The 16,644-nt window shown below is 64.7% G+C and carries 17 protein-coding genes; 6 read left to right on the top strand and 11 right to left on the bottom strand.

Translation table 11 applies throughout. The annotated features are described in order from the left end of the window. The first annotated feature begins 16 nt into the window (after window positions 1–16). The 5 genes from AKG11_RS12430 to AKG11_RS12410 all read left to right on the top strand — a co-directional run bounded on the left by AKG11_RS12430 (window position 17) and on the right by AKG11_RS12410 (window position 3,879). Entirely contained in the window at window positions 17–958 is a 942-nt protein-coding gene (locus AKG11_RS12430; protein WP_050744097.1) for a heme/hemin ABC transporter substrate-binding protein, read from the top strand. After that, the gene (locus AKG11_RS12425) at window positions 945–2,066 is read left to right on the top strand and encodes a FecCD family ABC transporter permease (RefSeq protein ID WP_050744096.1); all 1,122 of its coding nucleotides are present in this window, start codon (window positions 945–947) and stop codon (window positions 2,064–2,066) included. The genes AKG11_RS12430 and AKG11_RS12425 overlap by 14 nt, the downstream gene beginning before the upstream one ends. A gap of 6 nt (window positions 2,067–2,072) precedes the next feature. Beyond that, window positions 2,073–2,861 (top strand): heme ABC transporter ATP-binding protein, encoded by a 789-nt coding sequence (locus AKG11_RS12420; RefSeq protein ID WP_050744095.1) that lies wholly within the window; start codon window positions 2,073–2,075, stop codon window positions 2,859–2,861. A gap of 126 nt (window positions 2,862–2,987) precedes the next feature. Continuing rightward, window positions 2,988–3,386 carry a glycine zipper domain-containing protein gene (locus tag AKG11_RS12415; RefSeq protein ID WP_050744094.1) on the top strand — a complete coding sequence of 133 codons (399 nt, stop codon included), beginning with the start codon at window positions 2,988–2,990 and terminating at the stop codon, window positions 3,384–3,386. A 61-nt stretch (window positions 3,387–3,447) separates the two neighbouring features. Then, entirely contained in the window at window positions 3,448–3,879 is a 432-nt protein-coding gene (locus AKG11_RS12410) for a hypothetical protein (RefSeq protein ID WP_024270844.1), read from the top strand. Between the two features lie 29 nt (window positions 3,880–3,908). Here AKG11_RS12410 and AKG11_RS12405 read toward each other — a convergent pair whose 3' ends face one another. The 3 genes from AKG11_RS12405 to AKG11_RS12395 all read right to left on the bottom strand — a co-directional run bounded on the left by AKG11_RS12405 (window position 3,909) and on the right by AKG11_RS12395 (window position 6,286). After that, window positions 3,909–5,414 carry a sensor histidine kinase gene (locus tag AKG11_RS12405; protein ID WP_050744093.1) on the bottom strand — a complete coding sequence of 502 codons (1,506 nt, stop codon included), beginning with the start codon at window positions 5,412–5,414 and terminating at the stop codon, window positions 3,909–3,911. A gap of 124 nt (window positions 5,415–5,538) precedes the next feature. Next, complete coding sequence (locus tag AKG11_RS12400; RefSeq protein ID WP_024270843.1) at window positions 5,539–6,093, bottom strand: RNA polymerase sigma factor; 555 nt, start codon at window positions 6,091–6,093, stop codon at window positions 5,539–5,541. A 7-nt stretch (window positions 6,094–6,100) separates the two neighbouring features. Continuing rightward, window positions 6,101–6,286 (bottom strand): NepR family anti-sigma factor, encoded by a 186-nt coding sequence (locus AKG11_RS12395; RefSeq protein WP_371260075.1) that lies wholly within the window; start codon window positions 6,284–6,286, stop codon window positions 6,101–6,103. A 152-nt stretch (window positions 6,287–6,438) separates the two neighbouring features. Here AKG11_RS12395 and AKG11_RS12390 point away from each other — a divergent pair, with 152 nt between their 5' ends. Continuing rightward, window positions 6,439–7,233, top strand: coding sequence for a response regulator (locus AKG11_RS12390; RefSeq protein ID WP_023516523.1), 795 nt, complete (start codon window positions 6,439–6,441; stop codon window positions 7,231–7,233). Window positions 7,234–7,555: 322 nt separating this feature from the next. Here the strand turns inward: AKG11_RS12390 and AKG11_RS12385 are convergent, their stop codons facing one another. The 8 genes from AKG11_RS12385 to AKG11_RS12350 all read right to left on the bottom strand — a co-directional run bounded on the left by AKG11_RS12385 (window position 7,556) and on the right by AKG11_RS12350 (window position 16,527). Continuing rightward, entirely contained in the window at window positions 7,556–9,139 is a 1,584-nt protein-coding gene (locus AKG11_RS12385; RefSeq protein ID WP_050744092.1) for an FGGY-family carbohydrate kinase, read from the bottom strand. Next, the gene (locus tag AKG11_RS12380) at window positions 9,139–9,831 is read right to left on the bottom strand and encodes an HAD family hydrolase (RefSeq protein WP_050744226.1); all 693 of its coding nucleotides are present in this window, start codon (window positions 9,829–9,831) and stop codon (window positions 9,139–9,141) included. Before AKG11_RS12380 ends, AKG11_RS12385 begins: the two co-directional genes overlap by 1 nt. Before the next feature lie 79 nt (window positions 9,832–9,910). Continuing rightward, window positions 9,911–11,395, bottom strand: coding sequence for a mannitol dehydrogenase family protein (locus tag AKG11_RS12375; RefSeq protein WP_050744091.1), 1,485 nt, complete (start codon window positions 11,393–11,395; stop codon window positions 9,911–9,913). Between the two features lie 51 nt (window positions 11,396–11,446). Then, the gene (locus AKG11_RS12370) at window positions 11,447–12,220 is read right to left on the bottom strand and encodes an L-iditol 2-dehydrogenase (RefSeq protein WP_050744090.1); all 774 of its coding nucleotides are present in this window, start codon (window positions 12,218–12,220) and stop codon (window positions 11,447–11,449) included. Then, a complete protein-coding gene (locus tag AKG11_RS12365; RefSeq protein WP_050744089.1) occupies window positions 12,217–13,218 on the bottom strand; it encodes an ABC transporter ATP-binding protein in 1,002 nt (333 codons plus the stop codon). The genes AKG11_RS12370 and AKG11_RS12365 overlap by 4 nt, the downstream gene beginning before the upstream one ends. A 26-nt stretch (window positions 13,219–13,244) precedes the next feature. Beyond that, entirely contained in the window at window positions 13,245–14,069 is an 825-nt protein-coding gene (locus tag AKG11_RS12360; protein ID WP_024270841.1) for a carbohydrate ABC transporter permease, read from the bottom strand. Window positions 14,070–14,084: 15 nt separating this feature from the next. Then, complete coding sequence (locus tag AKG11_RS12355; protein ID WP_023512974.1) at window positions 14,085–14,957, bottom strand: carbohydrate ABC transporter permease; 873 nt, start codon at window positions 14,955–14,957, stop codon at window positions 14,085–14,087. Between the two features lie 256 nt (window positions 14,958–15,213). Next, window positions 15,214–16,527 (bottom strand): ABC transporter substrate-binding protein, encoded by a 1,314-nt coding sequence (locus AKG11_RS12350; RefSeq protein ID WP_023512975.1) that lies wholly within the window; start codon window positions 16,525–16,527, stop codon window positions 15,214–15,216. Window positions 16,528–16,644: the final 117 nt, after the last annotated feature.

Genomic DNA, 16,644 nt, shown 5'->3' with positions numbered 1-16,644 from the left:
GCGAAGGACCACGATCATGAGCAAGAGCTTCGATTTCCGCCGCGCCCGCCCGTGGGAAGTGGCCCTCACCGTCTTCGCCCTCTCCGCCCCGCTGCTCCTGCCGCTTGCGGCCACGGGCCAGGGCGGCTTCATCCGCAAGGCCGTCGCACAGGAGATGCAGCAGGTCGACAGCTCGAAGCTGGTGGCGATCGGCGGCGCTGTGACGGAGATCGTCTATGCGCTCGGCGAAGGCGGCCGTCTGGTCGCCCGCGATTCGACCAGCACCTTCCCCGAGGAGGCGCTGAAGCTTCCCGATGTCGGCTATATGCGCCAGCTGTCGCCAGAGGGCGTGATCGCCGTGAACCCGACCGCGATCCTCGCTGTCGAGGGCAGCGGCCCGCCCGATGCGCTCGCGGTTCTCAAAAGCGCCGGCATCCCCTTCGAGACCGTACCGGAAGGTTTTGATCGCGCCGCCATCCTCAAGAAGATCGATGTCGTCGGCACGTTCCTCGGCGTGCCGGACAAGGCAAAGGAGCTGGAGACGACGGTCGCGGCCGATCTCGATGCGGCCATTGCCGACGCCGCCAAGCGGCCGGAAAGCGAGCGCAAGCGCGTGCTGTTCATCCTCTCCTTCCAGAACGGAAAGGTCATGGCGGCCGGCGGCCACACCGCAGCCGACGGCATTATCGGGCTTGCCGGCGCGGTCAACGCGACGGAGGGGGCTTTCGCAGGCTACAAGCCACTCACCGACGAGGCGATCATCAAGGCCAAGCCGGACGTCATCATGGTCATGAGCCGCCCCGGCGCCGGCAGCAGCGACGCGGAAATCCTCGCCCATCCGGCGATCTCGGTGACACCCGCTGCCGCCAGCAAGGCGATCCTGCGCATGAACAGCCTGCACCTGCTCGGCTTCGGCCCGCGCACTGCCTCGGCCATCCGCGACCTGAACAAAGAACTCTACGGCAATGTCTCTCAATGATGCCGTGCGCGGCGATGGCGCACGCGGTTCCTTCTTGATGCGCTCCGCCCAGTCCCGGGCGGCGGGCGACCGGACGGCGATCGCACGCCTGACGCTCGCTGCCCTCGTCGCCATCTCGGCCGTCGCACTCTCCCTGTCGATCGCGACCGGTGCCTCGGACGCCTCCGCCCTCAATGTCATCGGCGCGCTTTTCAGCGGCGCGGAGGACACCGCGCTCAGCATGCGCGATCGCATCATCGTCTTCGACATCCGCATGCCGCGCGCCCTGCTCGGTTTTCTGATCGGCGCAGCGCTCGCCATGTCCGGTGCGGTCATGCAGGGCCTCTTCCGCAATCCGCTCGCCGATCCCGCCCTCGTCGGCATTTCCTCCGGCTCCGCCCTCGGCGCGGTGCTGATGATCGTGCTGGGTGCAAGCCTCCCGGCAGGCGTGATGATCGCGCTCGCCGCCTTCGCCCTGCCGCTCGCCGCCTTCATCGGCGGCCTCCTGACGACGCTGTTGCTCTATCGTATCGCCACGCGCGGGGGGCAGACCTCCGTTGCCACCATGCTGCTCGCCGGCATCGCGATTTCCGCGCTCGCCGCTGCCATCACCGGCATCCTCATCTACATGGCCGACGACAAGCAGCTGCGCGACATCACCTTCTGGAGCCTCGGCTCGCTCTCCGGCATGACCTGGGCAAAGCTCTTCGCCGCCGGGCCGATCATCCTGCTCGCGCTTGTCGTCGTTCCCTTCCTGTCACGCGGCCTCAACGCGATCACCCTCGGCGAGGCTGCAGCCTTCCACATGGGCGTAAAGGTACAGCGGCTGAAATACATCGCTGTCGTTTCCGTCGCCGGCGCAGTCGGCGCCTCGGTCGCCGTCAGCGGCGGCATCGGCTTCGTCGGCATCGTCGTGCCGCACCTCCTGCGCATCGTCATCGGCCCGGACCACCGCTACCTGCTGCCGGCCTCGGCGCTCTTCGGCGGCGTGCTGATGCTCGGCGCCGACATGCTGGCCCGTACCATTGTGGCGCCCGCGGAGTTGCCCATCGGCATCATCACGGCGCTCGCCGGCGCCCCGTTCTTCCTCTGGGTGCTGCTGCGCGACCGCACGCGCAACGGCTGGTAAGAGACTATGATCACCGCGAGAAACCTCTCGGTCAGCCTTTCCGGCAAGACCATCGTGCACGGCGTGTCGCTGGAGGCCAAGGCCGGCCAGCTAACCGCCATCGTGGGCCCGAACGGCTCCGGCAAGACGACCATGATGAAAGCGGTCGCAGGCGAACTGCCCAGCAAGGGCGAGATCACCATCAACGGCCATGCGCTTGCCGCACTTGAACCCTGGCAGCTTGCCGTCAAGCGCGCCGTGCTGCCGCAGGCCGCCACCATCGCCTTCCCCTTCACCGTGCGTGAGATCGTCCGCCTCGGCCTCACCGTCGGCCCGAACCGCCACGCCGAGCGCATCGATGCAATCACCGCGGAAGCGCTCGCCGCCGTCGACCTCGCGGGCTTTGCCGGCCGTTTCTACCAGGAGCTTTCCGGCGGCGAGCAACAGCGCGTGCAGCTTGCCCGCGTGCTCTCGCAGATCTGGGAACCGGTGCTCGACGGCGAACCATGCTTCCTGATGCTGGACGAGCCGGTCTCCGCACTCGACATCCGCCACCAGCTGACCATCATGACGCTGGCGCGCCGCTACTGTGAAAGCGGCGGTGGCGTGATCGCCGTCATGCACGACCTCAACCTCACCGCCATGTTCGCCGACCACATGGTGATGATGCGGAGCGGCCGCATCGAGCGCGCCGGTCCACCTGCCGATGTGATGACCGACGATGCGATGGAGGCGGTATTCGGCTGCCGCATGCGCATCAATGGTGTGCCTGCAACCGGCGTTCCCTTCGTGCTGCCGCACACCGCTTCGGCCTGATTTTCCAGCACCTTACGGAACCTTTTGCCCCCATACCCGTTGTCTGACCGGAAAAACCGTTCTGCCAGGAAGGTGGAGCGCTGTTCGGCCCGCAGGTTTGCGGGCGACCGAAAAAGGAGAAACGGCATGGCCAACGGACTGTTTTCATCGCGCAGCAAGAGCCTTCGCAACGGGATTCACGACGAAGCCCAGGCCGTCGAAGAACAAATCGCGGACCTGCGCGCGGAGATCGCCTCCCTCGCCAAGCTGCTTGCGGACGATGCCTCCAGCGGCGCGAGTGGCATTCGCAAGAAGGCCCGTGCAGCAAAGGTGCAGGCAAGCGAAGCTGCGCATGACCTGAAGGATCGCGCCGAAGGCGATATCCGTGACATGATTGCGGCAGGCGAGGACATTCTTGCCGATTTCCAGGAGCGCTACCGCGATTCCGGCCGCCGCGCCCGCAAGGCCGTGAAGGACCATCCGCTTGCGACCCTCGGCGTCGCCGCCGCCGCCGGCTTCCTGATCGCCGCCCTCCTGCGGCGCTAATCCCTTCCTCGCACGATCCGGGACGCCAACCGGCGTCCCTCCTATGCGGAGCGTCAAAGGCATGCTTTCACTGGGAGCCATTCTCCTGCAAAATCTCGTGACCCGCGTCAGCGACCGGGTGGACGAGACGATGGACGTCGCCAAGCGCAATGCGATCGCCGGCGCCGTGATCGGGCTTCTGCTGGTCACGGCCTACGGTCTCGGCATCATTGCGACCGCCGTGCTGCTGTCGCAGCACTACGGCACCGTGCCGGCGCTCTTCGGCCTTGCCGGGGGGTTCCTGCTGCTTGCTCTCATCGTGCTGGCCGTTGTCGCCATGCGCAACAGGCGAGAGCGGGAACGGCGCCGCATCCGCCGCCGGCAACTGGCCGCACGCCGTGACCTGATGGCCGCAGCCGCCACCGCCGCGGTGAAAAAGCCGTTCGCGGCAACCGCTGTCGCGCTCGCCCTCGGCTTCCTGCTCGCGCCGAAATCCCGTCGCGACGACGACTGATTTTCCGATGTCCGCCGACGGCACGCCGCTCAGAGCGGCATGCGAATGACCGCCGTCACGCCCTTGGGCAGATATTCGACATGCACGCTGCTGCCGAGGATCTTGTCGAGACTGCGCTCGATCAACACCGAGCCGAAACCGCGCCGGCCGTCCGGGTTGACCGGCGGCCCGCCGACCTCGTGCCAGGTCATGTTGAGCACGTTTTGATCGTCTTCCTTCACCACGCGGGCGGTGATCACCACCTTGCCCGAACGCACCGACAGCGCTCCGTATTTGCGGGCATTGGTGGCAAGCTCGTGCAGCACGAGACCGAGGCCGACCGCCTGGTCCGGCCCCAGCTCCACCTCGTCCTTGTGGATCTCGATCTGGCTGTCGAAGTCGATCGCATAGGGCATGATCTGCTTCTGCAGCAGCATCTTCAGGTGGATCACACCCCATTCGTGATCGCTGAGCAGGCCATGCGCCTCGGACAGCGATTGCAGGCGGCCGGCGAACGCGTCCATGAACTCGACTGGATCGCTCGTCTGGCGAAGGGTCTGCCGGGCAAGCGACTGCAGCATGGCCAGCGTGTTCTTGACGCGGTGATTGAGCTCGCGCAGGAGGAGCCGCGTGCGCTCGGAGGCGAGTTGCCCGTCGGTGACATCGACATTGATACCGAGGAAGACCGTCGGCCGCCCTTCCGCATCCCATTCGTGCACGCGCCCGCGCCCGAGCAACCAGCGGCCGGATTTCGCCGCCCGGAAGAGGCCGTCATATTCCTTGCCGGAGGCGAGCGCATCCCGCAGGCGCCCGATGGTGACCTTGCGGTCCGCCGGATGGACCGAAGTGAAGAACTTGCGCGCCCGCATGGGCTTGGCCGGCTTGACGCCGAGCATGCGATAGAAGGTCTCGTTGCCGGAAACCATGCCCGTCGACAGGTCCCACAACCAGCTTGCGACATTGGCGGCATCAAGCGCCAGGGCATGGCGCTTCTCGTCGCGGGAAAGTACCTCGGCAGCCAGCATGCGCCGCCGGGCCTCGTCCTTCAGCTTGATGAGCGAGGCGGCGAGCGAAGCAAGCTGTCGCAGCCGCGGAACAAGGTCCGGCACGGTGCGCGCATGCGGTTTGACGTCGAAGACGCAGACCGTGCCGATCGGCTGACCGTCCACCATGATCGGCGCCCCGGCATAGAAGCGAAGGTGCGGTTGTGCGGTGACGCTTGGCAGGCCGGCAAAACGCTCATCCTTGCAGGCATCAGGAATGATCAACGGCTCACCGCCGCTTTCGGCGATCATCCGTGCGCAGAAGGAATCTGCCGACGGCGCCCGGATTTCCGGCGTCCCCTGCCGAGCAAGAAACCATTGATCCGTGCGGCCGAGAATGGTCACAAGGGCAATCGGCGCGGAGAAGAGTCCAGCCGCAAGGCCCGCAATATCGTCGAAATCAGGATCTGGACCGAGAAACACCGGCATCGCGGCGTCAAGCGCCGCCAGACGGTCTGGCGCATCCAGAACCGCTGCAATATCGGACGATACTGTCAGAACATTGTCCTTCATACGCCTCTGGTATGCGATTCCGCGCCCGGTTTCACCCTTGGCTTTCGCCTGACGACGCTCTTCGCCCCGCTCCCCCTAAATTATCCGCCGCCCGCAGCGCGCGGGCGGCGCATGTTGCTTTTCCCTACGATGCAAAGGCGCGCGACGTAATCGGCGCAGAAACCGCATCCGGGCCATAGTCGCTTTCGCCACTGACCTGCAAGAGTTCCTGCAGGCGCTGGCGGGCGCGGTTGACGCGGCTCTTGATGGTGCCGAGCGCGCAGCCGCAGATTTCGGCCGCCTCTTCATAGGAAAAGCCCGAGGCGCCGACAAGGATGATCGCCTCGCGCTGCTCGTCCGGCAGCTTTTCCAGCGCCTTCTTGAAGTCCTGCATGTCGAGCGAACCGTATTGCGAGGGGTGCTGCGCCATGTTCTCCGTGAAGAGACCGTCGGAATCCTGCACCTCGCGGCCGCGCTTGCGCATCTTACTGTAGAGTTCGTTGCGCAGGATCGTGAAGAGCCAGGCCTTCATGTTCGTGCCCATCTCGAACTGCTCCTGCTTGGCCCAGGCCTTCATAATCGTGTCCTGCACGAGATCGTCGGCCTGGTCGTGCCGGCCGATCAGCGAGATAGCGAAAGCGCGCAGGCTCGGAAGAACGGCCAGCAGTTCCCGCTTGAACGTCGTCTGTTCCTGATCCATCCTACCCTCACTCGGCCCGTTGGATGCGGCTTTCCACGGCATCCAGTTTCTCGAGAAGATCCAGGAATCTTTGGGGAAGCGCCTCGTCCTGTACCTGATGGTAGAAGGCGCGAAGCTTCATCGCAATCTGCGCATTGGGGTCTTCGCTCGCGGGTGATCGTTGCCCGCTTCTTTTCTTGTCCACGCTTTTCACAGTGCCACTCTCATCTTTCATCTGCGCCTTGTGACGAATTCGGCGTGGAAATGCCCGGCATCAAAAAAAGTTCCCTTCGCCGGAACCTTAATTTGGCTTCCGCGTTCAAACCGTCAACTGCGATTGCAGCAATTTGAGAACAGGGGACCATCATGCCGATTTCCGACCGCATCGGGCCGCACCTTCCCGCGCTCCGCCGTTACGCGCGCGCCCTCACCGGAACGCAGCCCTCGGGCGATGCCTATGTGGCAGCGACCCTTGAGACCATCCTCATCGATCCCTCCGTGATGCCCGAAGGCGAGGACGACAAAGCCAGGCTTTTCGGCCTGCTCAGCCGTATCATCTCCTCCCTCCCCGTATCCGTGAGCCGTGGCGCCGGCGCCATTTCGCCCGGCGCAGAGGCCCCGTTCGACCTTTCCGGCGTTCCCCCGCTCGGCCGGCAGGCACTGCTGCTGGCGACGGTCGAAGGATTTACCGTCGAGAAGACGGCCGACATCCTCGATGCCGAGACCAGCAGCATCCGCACCCTTCTGGACGCCGCCTTCGCGGAGATCGCTGCGCAGGCCGAAACGGGCATCATGATCATCGAGGACGAGCCGCTGATCGCGCTCGACCTTGCGCATATGGTCAACGGCATGGGCCATCGCGTCACCGGGATCGCCCGCACGCAGGCCGAGGCCGAAATGCTCTGGAGCGACAGCCGGCCCGGCCTCGTCCTTGCCGACGTGCGGCTCGCCGATGGAAGCTCGGGCATCGATGCGGTGAATTCCATTCTCGCCCGCACGGACATCCCCGTGATCTTCATCACCGCCTATCCGGAGCGGCTGCTTACCGGTGAGCGTCCCGAGCCGGCCTTCCTCGTGTCCAAACCGTTCAATCCGGAACAGGTGAAGGTGCTCATCAACCAGGCCCTTCTCTTCACCCCGCAAGCGCGCGCCGCGGCCTGATCTCGCTCCCGGACGGCCGCAGCGGCGGCGCGGCTGGCGGCGGTGGGAGGCACGCCCACCGCCGTCTTTATTTTGTCCGCAATCCGAGTGGCAGGAGGCTATACACTGCCACTCGCGATGTTCCGGCAATGCCACAAAGGAAAACAGCCAGCGTCTGGGAGACACTGGCTGCTTGAGTATCCACGGACCGGAGGGGGACACGGTATCGTGGTCGATCACCGGTCGAGGGCCTCGCATTTGGGGGACATGCGCTGACCAGTGACGCCAGAGAAACCCCCGACACAGGATTTGGTTCCAGCCCCCTGAAGATTTTTTTCAACCGTCAGTCGATTGCTTCCAGCTCGGCCCGGTGCCGGTAAAGCGCGAGGAAGCGACGGTAGTCCCGGTCGTAGGCGGCCTTGCGGGCGGGGTCGGGAAGGAAAACCCGGCTTCCCGGGTACATCTCACGGCCTGCAGCCGCCAGATCCGCGTGCAGCCCGCCGGCAACCGCCGCCATCATCGCCGTCCCGAGCAGCACCGCATCGCTGGTCTCCGGCACGACGACGCGGCAACCAGTGACGTCCCGGTAGAGCTCCATCAGCAGCGCGTTGCGGACATGGCCGCCGGCGACATGCAGCGTGTCGAGCGGATAACCGCCCGCGCCAAGCTTTTCGAGGATATGGCGAATGCCAAGCGCAATGGCGACGGAGGTCCGCCAATAGAGGCGGCAGAGCCCGTCGAAGGAGGCATCCAGCGAGAGGCCGCTGATCACGCCGAGTGCGTGAGGATCGGCCAGCGGCGAGCGATTGCCGTGGAAATCCGGCAGCACATGCAGCCGCGCGGCAAAAGCCTCGCCCTCCTCCGCCTGCATCTCGCGGATGCGCGCGGCGATGCGGGCATGGTTCGCCGCCGAAGGTTCGCCGCCGGCGCTGTGCGCGCGCACGATATGGTCGAGCAGCGCGCCCGTCGCCGACTGGCCGCCCTCGACCAGCCACCACCCCGGCAGCACCACCTCGTAGTAGGGACCCCACATCCCGAAACCGAACCGCTTGTCGCGGGAAAAGGCGACGACACAGCTCGAGGTCCCGCCGATCAGGGCAAGTTGCCGCTCCAGCATCTCCGGCGTGCCCGCGAAAGGCCCGAGCACGCCGAGCGCGCCGGCATAGGCATCGATGAGGCCGGTCGCAGCGACACAGCCTGTGTCGAGGCCGAGCTCCGTGGCCGCTTCCGGCGCAAGAGGGCCGACAGCCGTGCCGACTGCCAGCGTCTCCTGCGGCAGCGCACCGCGTTCACGCAGATCCTCAAGGCCGATCGCCGTCAGGAAGCCGGCATTCCAAGGCTGTTTCTCATGGGAAAGGTAGTTCCATTTCGCCGTCATCGTGCAGCGCGACCGGGCATTCGTCCCCGTCGCCCGCCAGGTCATGAAATCGGCGAGGTCGAAGACATGACCCGTCTTCGCCCACTGTTCCGGATGGTGGCGCTTCAGCCACATCAGCTTGGGCATTTCCATTTCCGGCGACATGACCCGGCCGGAATGAGCGAGGACCGGATGATCCGTCGCCGTGCAGAGGTCGGCCTCCTCCAGGGCACGGTGATCGAACCAGGCGATCGTGTCCCAGCGCGCCTCCGCGCCGCCGGAGACCGCCAGCGGTCGTCCTTCCGTGTCCCGGACCACGAGCGAGCAGGTCGCATCGATACCGAGCGCGGCGATACGGTCCGCCGCGACGCCCGCAAGCGCACGCGCCGCCCTGACGGCCACACAGGCCGCCTGCCAGATGTTCTCCGAATCGTGCTCGGCGTGGTTCACGCTGGGTCGGCGCAGGGCGATCGGGTGCTCGGAGCGTCCCAGCAGAGCGCCGTTCCGGTCGAATACACCGGCCCGGGCACTGCCCGTGCCGATGTCCACCGCAACGATCAGATCGCGCATCAATGCTCTTTCCCGCCGTCCTCTTCCTTGCGGACAAACTGTAACAATTCCCGCATGTCGTCAAACAGGGCATCGGGGTTGAGGCTGAGCAGCGCCTCGCGATGGCGCGGCGAGCGCGCATGAGAGCCACCGGTGAAGGCGACCACCCGCATGCCCGCGGATTTCGCCGCCGTGATGCCGGCCGGGCTGTCCTCCACGACCACGCAATGCCCGGGCGCGACACCCATGACGGCGCTGGCATGGAGGAAAAGATCGGGCGCCGGCTTGCCGCGCGCGACCATGCTCGCACTGAAGATGTTCGGCTCGAACCGGTCGATGAGGCCCGTGACGGAAAGCGACAGGCGGATGCGTTCGAGCTGGCTGGAAGAAGCCACGCAATGGGCGATGCCGAGCCGGTCCACCGTTTCGGCAATACCGTTGATGGGCTGCAACTCGGCACGAAAGCGCTCATAGAGCACCTTGCGCATCGCTTCCAGGAAGGCGGCGTCGATTGCGAGCCCATAGTCGGCATGCAGGATTTCCGACATGCTTTTCAGGCTGCGGCCGAGAAACCGCTCATGCGCCTCCTCCGCGCTCATGGCCACACCCGCCGTCGCCAGGGCCTCGACGAGAACCGCAAGCGAGATCGGCTCGCTGTCGACGAGCACACCATCGCAATCGAAGATCACCAGTTCTGTCTGTTTGGCGGCCATGACGTCCCGTTCCATTGTCAGGCCCCCGTGGTACTGTCTGCTCCCCTCGTTGGAAAGCCCCGGATTTGTAAGGATTTCCTCAATTCACGAGCCTGTCGCCCAGATAGTCCTTCAGCGTTGCGCGTGTCCCCTTCCGCTGGAGGGACGCAAGCGCATTGGCAAACCGCCGGGTGAAGCGGTCGGACACAGCGACCGTGCCAAAGATATCCTTCAGGGCGAGGAAGGCGTTCGGATCGTTCTTGGCCGACGTCGCCGCGGCACGGATGCGGTCGATATTGGGGTCGTTGAAAGCGATGTCCTTGCCGCTGTCCGTCTTACCGGCAAGGTAGTGGCACCAGAGCGCCGAAACGAGCGACAGACCGATGACGTCCTCGCCGCGCGCCAGCCGGTCGGCAGTGGACGGCAGGATGAATTTCGGCTGGCGGTTGGAGCCGTCCTGCGCAAGGCGCGGGATCGTATCGGCGATCTTCGGATTGGAGAAGCGCCGCTCGATCAGCGCATAGTAGTCGTTGAGGTCGGTATCCGGCACGGGCGGGATGACGGGGATGATTTCCTCCCGCTCCAGCTTGGCGAGAAAGGCGCGGATGTCGGCATCCTCCATCGCCTCATGGACGAAATGGATGTCGAGCAGCGCGGCCGGATAGGCGATCGCCGCATGGCCGCCGTTAAGGATGCGGATCTTCATGTGCTCGTAAGGCGCGACATCAGGCACGAACTGCACGCCGGCCTTCTCCAGCGCCGGGCGCCCCTCCGGGAAGTGATCCTCCAGCACCCATTGCTTGAACTCTTCGCAGAAGACCGGCCAGGCATCATCGATATCGTACTCGTCGGCGACGATACCGATCTCGCGTGGCCCCGTCGCCGGCGTGATGCGGTCGACCATGCCATTCGGGAAGGCGACGTTGGTGTCGATCCAGTCGGCAAGCGCGGGATCGGAGAGGCGCGCGAGGCCGGAAATGGCGGCGTGCGTGACTTCGCCGTTGCCGGGAATGTTGTCGCAGGACATGACGGTGTAAGGCGCGAGGCCGGCATCCTTGCGCGCCTTGAGGCCGGCGAGGATGAGCCCGAACACGGTTTTGGGATCAGCGGGGTTGGCGGCGTCGGCGGCGATCGCCGGATGGCCGGGATCGAAGACGCCGGAGGCCGGATTGATGAAATAGCCGCCCTCGGTGATGGTCAGCGAGACGATGCGGATGGCGGGATTGGCAAGCTGTGCGATGGTCGCCGCAGCATTGCCGGGCGCGAGATAGCCGATCATGGCGCCGGTGACACGCGCGCCGGAACGGTTGTTGTCCTGCTCGACGACCGTCGTCAAAAAATCCTGCCCTGCGAGTTTTTCGCGCATGGCGGCGTCGGACGGCAGCACACCGGCCCCGATGATCGCCCAGTCATGGTCATGGCCGAGGTTGAACAGGTCGTCGAGATAGATCGCCTGGTGCGCCCGGTGGAAATTGCCGACGCCGAAATGCACGATGCCCGCCTTGAGGGCCGAGCGCTCATAGGCCGGAACGGCAGCCGTCCTGGCAACCTCGTTGAGGGTGGCGAGCGACAGTTTCGTGGTCATGGTCCGTTCCTTCCGGTCTCGTCTGCTGGCAAGGTCCGCGCGGTGCGGGCCTCAGCTCATCCAGTTGCCGCCGTCGACATTGTAGGTTTGCGCGACGATGTAGTTGCTCTCCTGGGAGGCCAGGAAGACCGCCATGCCCGTCAGATCCTCGGCGGTGCCCATACGGCCGAAGGGCACTTCCGCACCGACCAGGCGCTTCTTCTCGCCGCGCGGCCGGTTCTCGTATTTGGCGAAGAGCGCATCGACACCGTCCCAGTGCTCGCCATCGACCACACCGGGCGCGATGGCATTGACGTTGATGCCGTGTTTGATGAGGTTCAGCCCCGCAGACTGGGTGAGGCTGATCACCGCCGCCTTGGTGGCGCAATAGACACCGACCAGCGCTTCGCCGCGCCGCCCGGCCTGACTTGCCATATTGATGATCTTGCCGCCGCGCCCCTGCGCGATCATCTGCTTTGCCGTCGCCTGAAGGGTGAAGAGCGTGCCGGCGACATTGATCGAGAACAGCTTTTCGTAGCTTTCACGCGTGATCTCGACGATCGGCGCCAGATCGAACAGCGCGGCATTGTTGACGAGGATGTCGAGGCCGCCGGCCTCCTTCACGCAGGTAGCGATGGCGGCGTCGATGGAAGCCTGCCGCGTCACGTCCATCTCCACGGCATAGGCCGCCGGTCCGATTTCGTTGGCCGTCGCCCGCGCCCGCTCGATAGCGATGTCGGCGATGGCGACGCGCGCACCCTCCCGCACATAGGCTTCCGCGAAACTGCGGCCGATGCCGCGCGCCGATCCCGTGATCAGCGCGCTTTTGCCCTCCAGCCGTTTCATCGGATCGCCTTCCCGGCGTCGTCAAAGCGATGGAGGCGCGTTGTGTCGGGCGTGAGGAAGACGCTGTCGCCGTGGGTGACGGGGAAGTCACCGCCGGCGCGCACGGTCATCATGCCGATGCCGTCGGTATTGACATGCAGGAACGTGTCCGAGCCGAGATGTTCGGCAACGCCGACCACGCCTTTCCACGTCCCGCTCTCCTTGGAGAGGCGGATATGCTCGGGGCGGATGCCGACGGTGGGCGCATTGTACGGCTTGGCTGCCTCGCCCTTGACGAAGTTCATGCGCGGCGAACCGATGAAGCCGGCAACGAAGAGATTGTCGGGCTTGTTGTAGAGATCGAGCGGCGAGCCGACCTGCTCGATATTGCCGGCGTTCAGCACGACGATCTTGTCGGCCATGGTCATGGCTTCCACCTGGTCGTGCGTGACATAGATCATCGTCGTCTTCAGCTGATGATGCAGTTCGCTGATTTCGAGCCGCATCGTGCCGCGCAGCGCCGCATCGAGGTTCGACAGCGGCTCGTCAAAGAGAAAGGCCGACGGCTCGCGCACGATCGCCCGGCCGATGGCCACGCGCTGGCGCTGACCGCCGGACAGTTGCCCGGGCCGCCGCTCCAGGTAGTTGGTGAGGTTGAGCACGCGTGCGGCTTCCGTCACCTTCTTGTCGATGATGGCAGGATCGGTCTTCGCCATCTTCAAGGGGAAGGCGATGTTGTTGCGCACCGTCATATGCGGATAGAGCGCATAGGACTGGAACACCATGGCAAGCCCGCGCTTGGCCGGCGCCGCCGACGTCACGTCCTTGCCGTCGATCTCGATGGTGCCGCTGGTGGTATCCTCAAGGCCCGCGATGAGGCGCAGCAGCGTGGACTTGCCGCAGCCCGACGGGCCGACGAAGACGACGAACTCGCCGTCTTCGATGGCAAGGTCGATGCCCGGGATGACCTGCGTCGTGCCGAAGGACTTGTTGACTTTCTTCAGGATGATCTTGCCCATGATGGTCCCTCCCCGAGGTCTGTTCGTTACTTCACGGCGCCGAAGGTGAGGCCGCGGACAAGCTGTTTCTGGCTGAACCAGCCCATGATCAGGATCGGGGCGATGGCGAGCGTCGAGGCCGCCGAGAGCTTGGCCCAGAAAAGACCCTGCGGGCTCGAGAACGAAGCGATGAAGGCGGTCAGCGGCGCGGCGTTCGTCGTCGTCAGCCGGATCGTCCAAAAGGCTTCGTTCCAGGCGAGGATGATGTTGAGCAGCATGGTCGAAGCTATGCCCGGCACCGCCATCGGGGTGAGCACGTAGACGATCTCGCCCCAGAGCGAGGCCCCATCCATGCGCGCGGCCTCCAGGATCTCGCCGGGGATTTCCCGGAAATAGGTGTAGAGCATCCAGATGACGATCGGCAGGTTGATCATCGTCAGCATCACGGTGAGGCCGATACGGCTGTCGAGCAGGCCCGTGTCGCGGAAGATCAGGTAGATCGGGACCAGCACGGCAACGGCAGGCATCATCTTGGTCGAGAGCATCCACATCAGGATGTCCTTGGTCTTCGCCGTCGGCGAGAAAGCCATCGACCAGGCGGCCGGTACGGCGATCAACAGCGCCAGGAGCGTCGAGCCGAGCGACAAAATGACCGAGTTCAGGAAGAACTTGAAATAGTTGCTCTGCGCCTGCACGGCCGCATAGCTCTCGACCGTGCCCGAAGGCAGAAGGTTGAAGCCCTGGATTGCCTCGGTCTCGGACTTGAAGGAAGTGATGATCGTATAGAGGATCGGGAAGAAGATGATCAGCGCGATGATCCAGGCGGCGATGGTGAAGACGACGGTTCTTCTTGTTGAGACGGCTCTAGCCATGGTCTTGTCCCTCTCTCACTTGTCCAGGTTCTTGCCGACGGCGCGCATCAGGAAGAAGGCGACGATGTTGGCGAGGATGACGGCGATGATGCCACCGGCCGAGGCGCCGCCGACGTCGTAGCCGAGGAGCGCGGTGCGGTAGATCAGGAACGGCAGGTTGGTCGAGGCATAACCCGGACCGCCATTGGTGGTGACGAGGATTTCCGCGTAGACGCCGAGCAGGAAGATCGTCTGGATCAGGATGACGACGGTGATCGAGCGGGCGAGATGCGGCAGCGTCAGGTAGACGAAGCGCGACACGAAACCCGCGCCGTCCATTTCCGCCGCCTCCTTCTGCTCGCCGTCGAGCGATTGCAGCGCGGTGAGCAGGATGAGGGTCGCAAAGGGCAGCCACTGCCAGGCGACAATGATGATGATCGAGAACAGCGGATATTGCGCGAACCAGTCGACAGGCTGCAGGCCGACGGCGCGGTTGATATCCGCCAGCACCCCGTAGCCCGGATGCATGATCATGTTCTTCCACACGAGCGCTGCCACCGGCGGCATGACGAAGAAGGGCGAGATGATCATGATGCGCACGATGCCCTGCCCCCACATCGGCTGGTCGAGCAGAAGCGCGATGGCAATGCCGCCGATGACGGTGATGAAGAGCACGCCGACGACGATCACGAGCGTATTCCAGATCGACTGGAAGAAGGCCGGGTCGGTGTAGAAGTACTGATAGTTGAACAGCCCCGCCCAGCTGACATTGGCCGGGTTCAGGAGGTTGTAGTTCTGGAACGAGAACCACAGCGTCATCGCCAGCGGCACGATCATCCAGACCAAAAGCAGCCCCACAGAGGGCGCCAACATCAGACGCGCCAGCCCGCGCGTGTTCTCCGTCGCCATGATTTCCTCCCGAGAGCCGGTCCGGCCGGCCTGTGCAGTCACGACATCATTCCAGGGCGGAGCCGCCCCTCATCCCCCTACCCGGACCTTCTCCCCGCAAACACGGAGAAGGGGCAGAAAGGAGCGCCCATCGTTCCTCTCCCCACTTGCGGGGAGTGGATGCCGGCAGGCAAGTGAGGGGCAAGCGCCGGAAACAACACCCCGTCTATCGGCTGCCCGGAGCACGTCCGGGCAGCCTGTCCTTGGGGAGGAGGTATTACTTGATGTAGCCGGCGCGGGTCATTTCGCGGGTGGTGACCTGCTGGGCCTGGGCGAGCGCGTCGTCAACCGACATCTGGCCGGCGAGCGCGGCCGAGAAGAGCTGGCCGACCGTCGTGCCGAGACCCTGGAATTCCGGGATGGCGACGAACTGCACGCCGACATAGGGCACCGGCTTGACGGCCGGGTTCTTCGGGTCGGCAGCATTGATCGAGTCGAGCGTCATCTTGGCGAAGGGCGCGGCCTTCTCATACTCGGCATTTGCATAGAGCGAGGAGCGCGTGCCCGGAGGAACGTTCGCCCAGCCTTCCTTTTCGGCGACGAGCTTGGTGTAGTCCTTGCTGGTCGCCCAGGCGATGAACTTTTCCGCCGCCGCGGTCTTCTGCGAGCCGGCCGGGATGGCGAGGTTCCAGGCCCAGAGCCAGTTGCCGCGCTTGCCGAGACCCGTATCAGGAGCGAGCGCATAACCGACCTTGTCGGCGACCGTCGATTCCTTGGGGTTAGAGACGAAGGAGGCGGCAACCGTGGCGTCGATCCACATGCCGCAATTGCCCTGCTGGAACAGCGCCAGGTTCTCGTTGAAGCCGTTCGACGATGCGCCCTGCGGGCCGGCATCGGCCATCAGCTTGACGTACATGTCGAGCGTGTTCTTCCATTCCGGCTGGTCGAACTGGGGCTTCCAGTTTTCATCGAACCAGCGGGCGCCGAAGGCGTTGGACGTGGCGGTCAGGAACGCCATGTTCTCGCCCCAGCCGGCCTTGCCGCGCAGGCAGATGCCGTTGATGCCGGCATTGCGGTCGGTCATCTTGCGGGCGGCTTCACCGATGAACTCCCAGGTCGGCGCGTCGGGCATGGTCAGCCCGGCCTTCTCCATCAGGTCCTTGCGGTACATGACGAAGGAGCTCTCGCCATAGAACGGCGCGGCGTAGAGCTTGCCGTCCTCGCCCGTCAGACCCGAGCGGATGGCCGGAAGCAGGTCGTCGGCGTCGTAGTCGGCACCGAGATTGTCGAGCGGCACCAGCCAGCCCTGCTTGGTCCAGATCGGCACTTCATAGGTGCCGATCGTCATGATGTCGTACTGGCCACCCTTGGTCGCGATGTCGGTCGTGACGCGTTCGCGCAGCACGTTCTCTTCGAGCGTAACCCAGTTCAGTTCAATGTCGGGGTTCTTGGTGGTGAAATCTTCCGTCAGCCCCTGCATGCGGATCATGTCGCCATTGTTGACGGTGGCGATGGTCAGGGTTTCGGCATTGGCGAAACCGCACAGGAGAGCGGCCGAGCTGACGCCCAGCAGAAGGGTTCTCAAATTCATCATCTTCCTCCCAGAAGGGTTTTGAGCATTTGCTTTGCTCATGGGCAATTACTCGCATATTGCCGCAACAAGTCAACGACCAATCGTTGCTGCACCGCACAAGGCGGGGCAGCGCCC

Source organism: Shinella sp. SUS2, assembly GCF_001262505.1.
GTDB lineage: Bacteria > Pseudomonadota > Alphaproteobacteria > Rhizobiales > Rhizobiaceae > Shinella.
The sequence above is the reverse complement of the archived record's forward strand: the minus strand, read 5'-3'. Positions and strand labels throughout refer to the sequence as shown.

Coding starts and splice junctions, on each gene's coding strand:
- AKG11_RS12425 (WP_050744096.1), top strand. CDS start 945: ATGTCTCTCAATGATGCCGTGCGCGGCGATGGCGCACGCGGTTCCTTC.
- AKG11_RS12390 (WP_023516523.1), top strand. CDS start 6,439: ATGCCGATTTCCGACCGCATCGGGCCGCACCTTCCCGCGCTCCGCCGT.
- AKG11_RS12365 (WP_050744089.1), bottom strand. CDS start 13,218: ATGGGCAAGATCATCCTGAAGAAAGTCAACAAGTCCTTCGGCACGACG.
- AKG11_RS12380 (WP_050744226.1), bottom strand. CDS start 9,831: ATGGCCGCCAAACAGACAGAACTGGTGATCTTCGATTGCGATGGTGTG.
- AKG11_RS12350 (WP_023512975.1), bottom strand. CDS start 16,527: ATGAATTTGAGAACCCTTCTGCTGGGCGTCAGCTCGGCCGCTCTCCTG.
- AKG11_RS12385 (WP_050744092.1), bottom strand. CDS start 9,139: ATGCGCGATCTGATCGTTGCGGTGGACATCGGCACGGGCAGTGCCCGG.
- AKG11_RS12370 (WP_050744090.1), bottom strand. CDS start 12,220: ATGAAACGGCTGGAGGGCAAAAGCGCGCTGATCACGGGATCGGCGCGC.
- AKG11_RS12430 (WP_050744097.1), top strand. CDS start 17: ATGAGCAAGAGCTTCGATTTCCGCCGCGCCCGCCCGTGGGAAGTGGCC.
- AKG11_RS12415 (WP_050744094.1), top strand. CDS start 2,988: ATGGCCAACGGACTGTTTTCATCGCGCAGCAAGAGCCTTCGCAACGGG.
- AKG11_RS12405 (WP_050744093.1), bottom strand. CDS start 5,414: ATGAAGGACAATGTTCTGACAGTATCGTCCGATATTGCAGCGGTTCTG.
- AKG11_RS12410 (WP_024270844.1), top strand. CDS start 3,448: ATGCTTTCACTGGGAGCCATTCTCCTGCAAAATCTCGTGACCCGCGTC.
- AKG11_RS12375 (WP_050744091.1), bottom strand. CDS start 11,395: ATGACCACGAAACTGTCGCTCGCCACCCTCAACGAGGTTGCCAGGACG.
- AKG11_RS12355 (WP_023512974.1), bottom strand. CDS start 14,957: ATGGCGACGGAGAACACGCGCGGGCTGGCGCGTCTGATGTTGGCGCCC.
- AKG11_RS12420 (WP_050744095.1), top strand. CDS start 2,073: ATGATCACCGCGAGAAACCTCTCGGTCAGCCTTTCCGGCAAGACCATC.
- AKG11_RS12360 (WP_024270841.1), bottom strand. CDS start 14,069: ATGGCTAGAGCCGTCTCAACAAGAAGAACCGTCGTCTTCACCATCGCC.
- AKG11_RS12400 (WP_024270843.1), bottom strand. CDS start 6,093: ATGGATCAGGAACAGACGACGTTCAAGCGGGAACTGCTGGCCGTTCTT.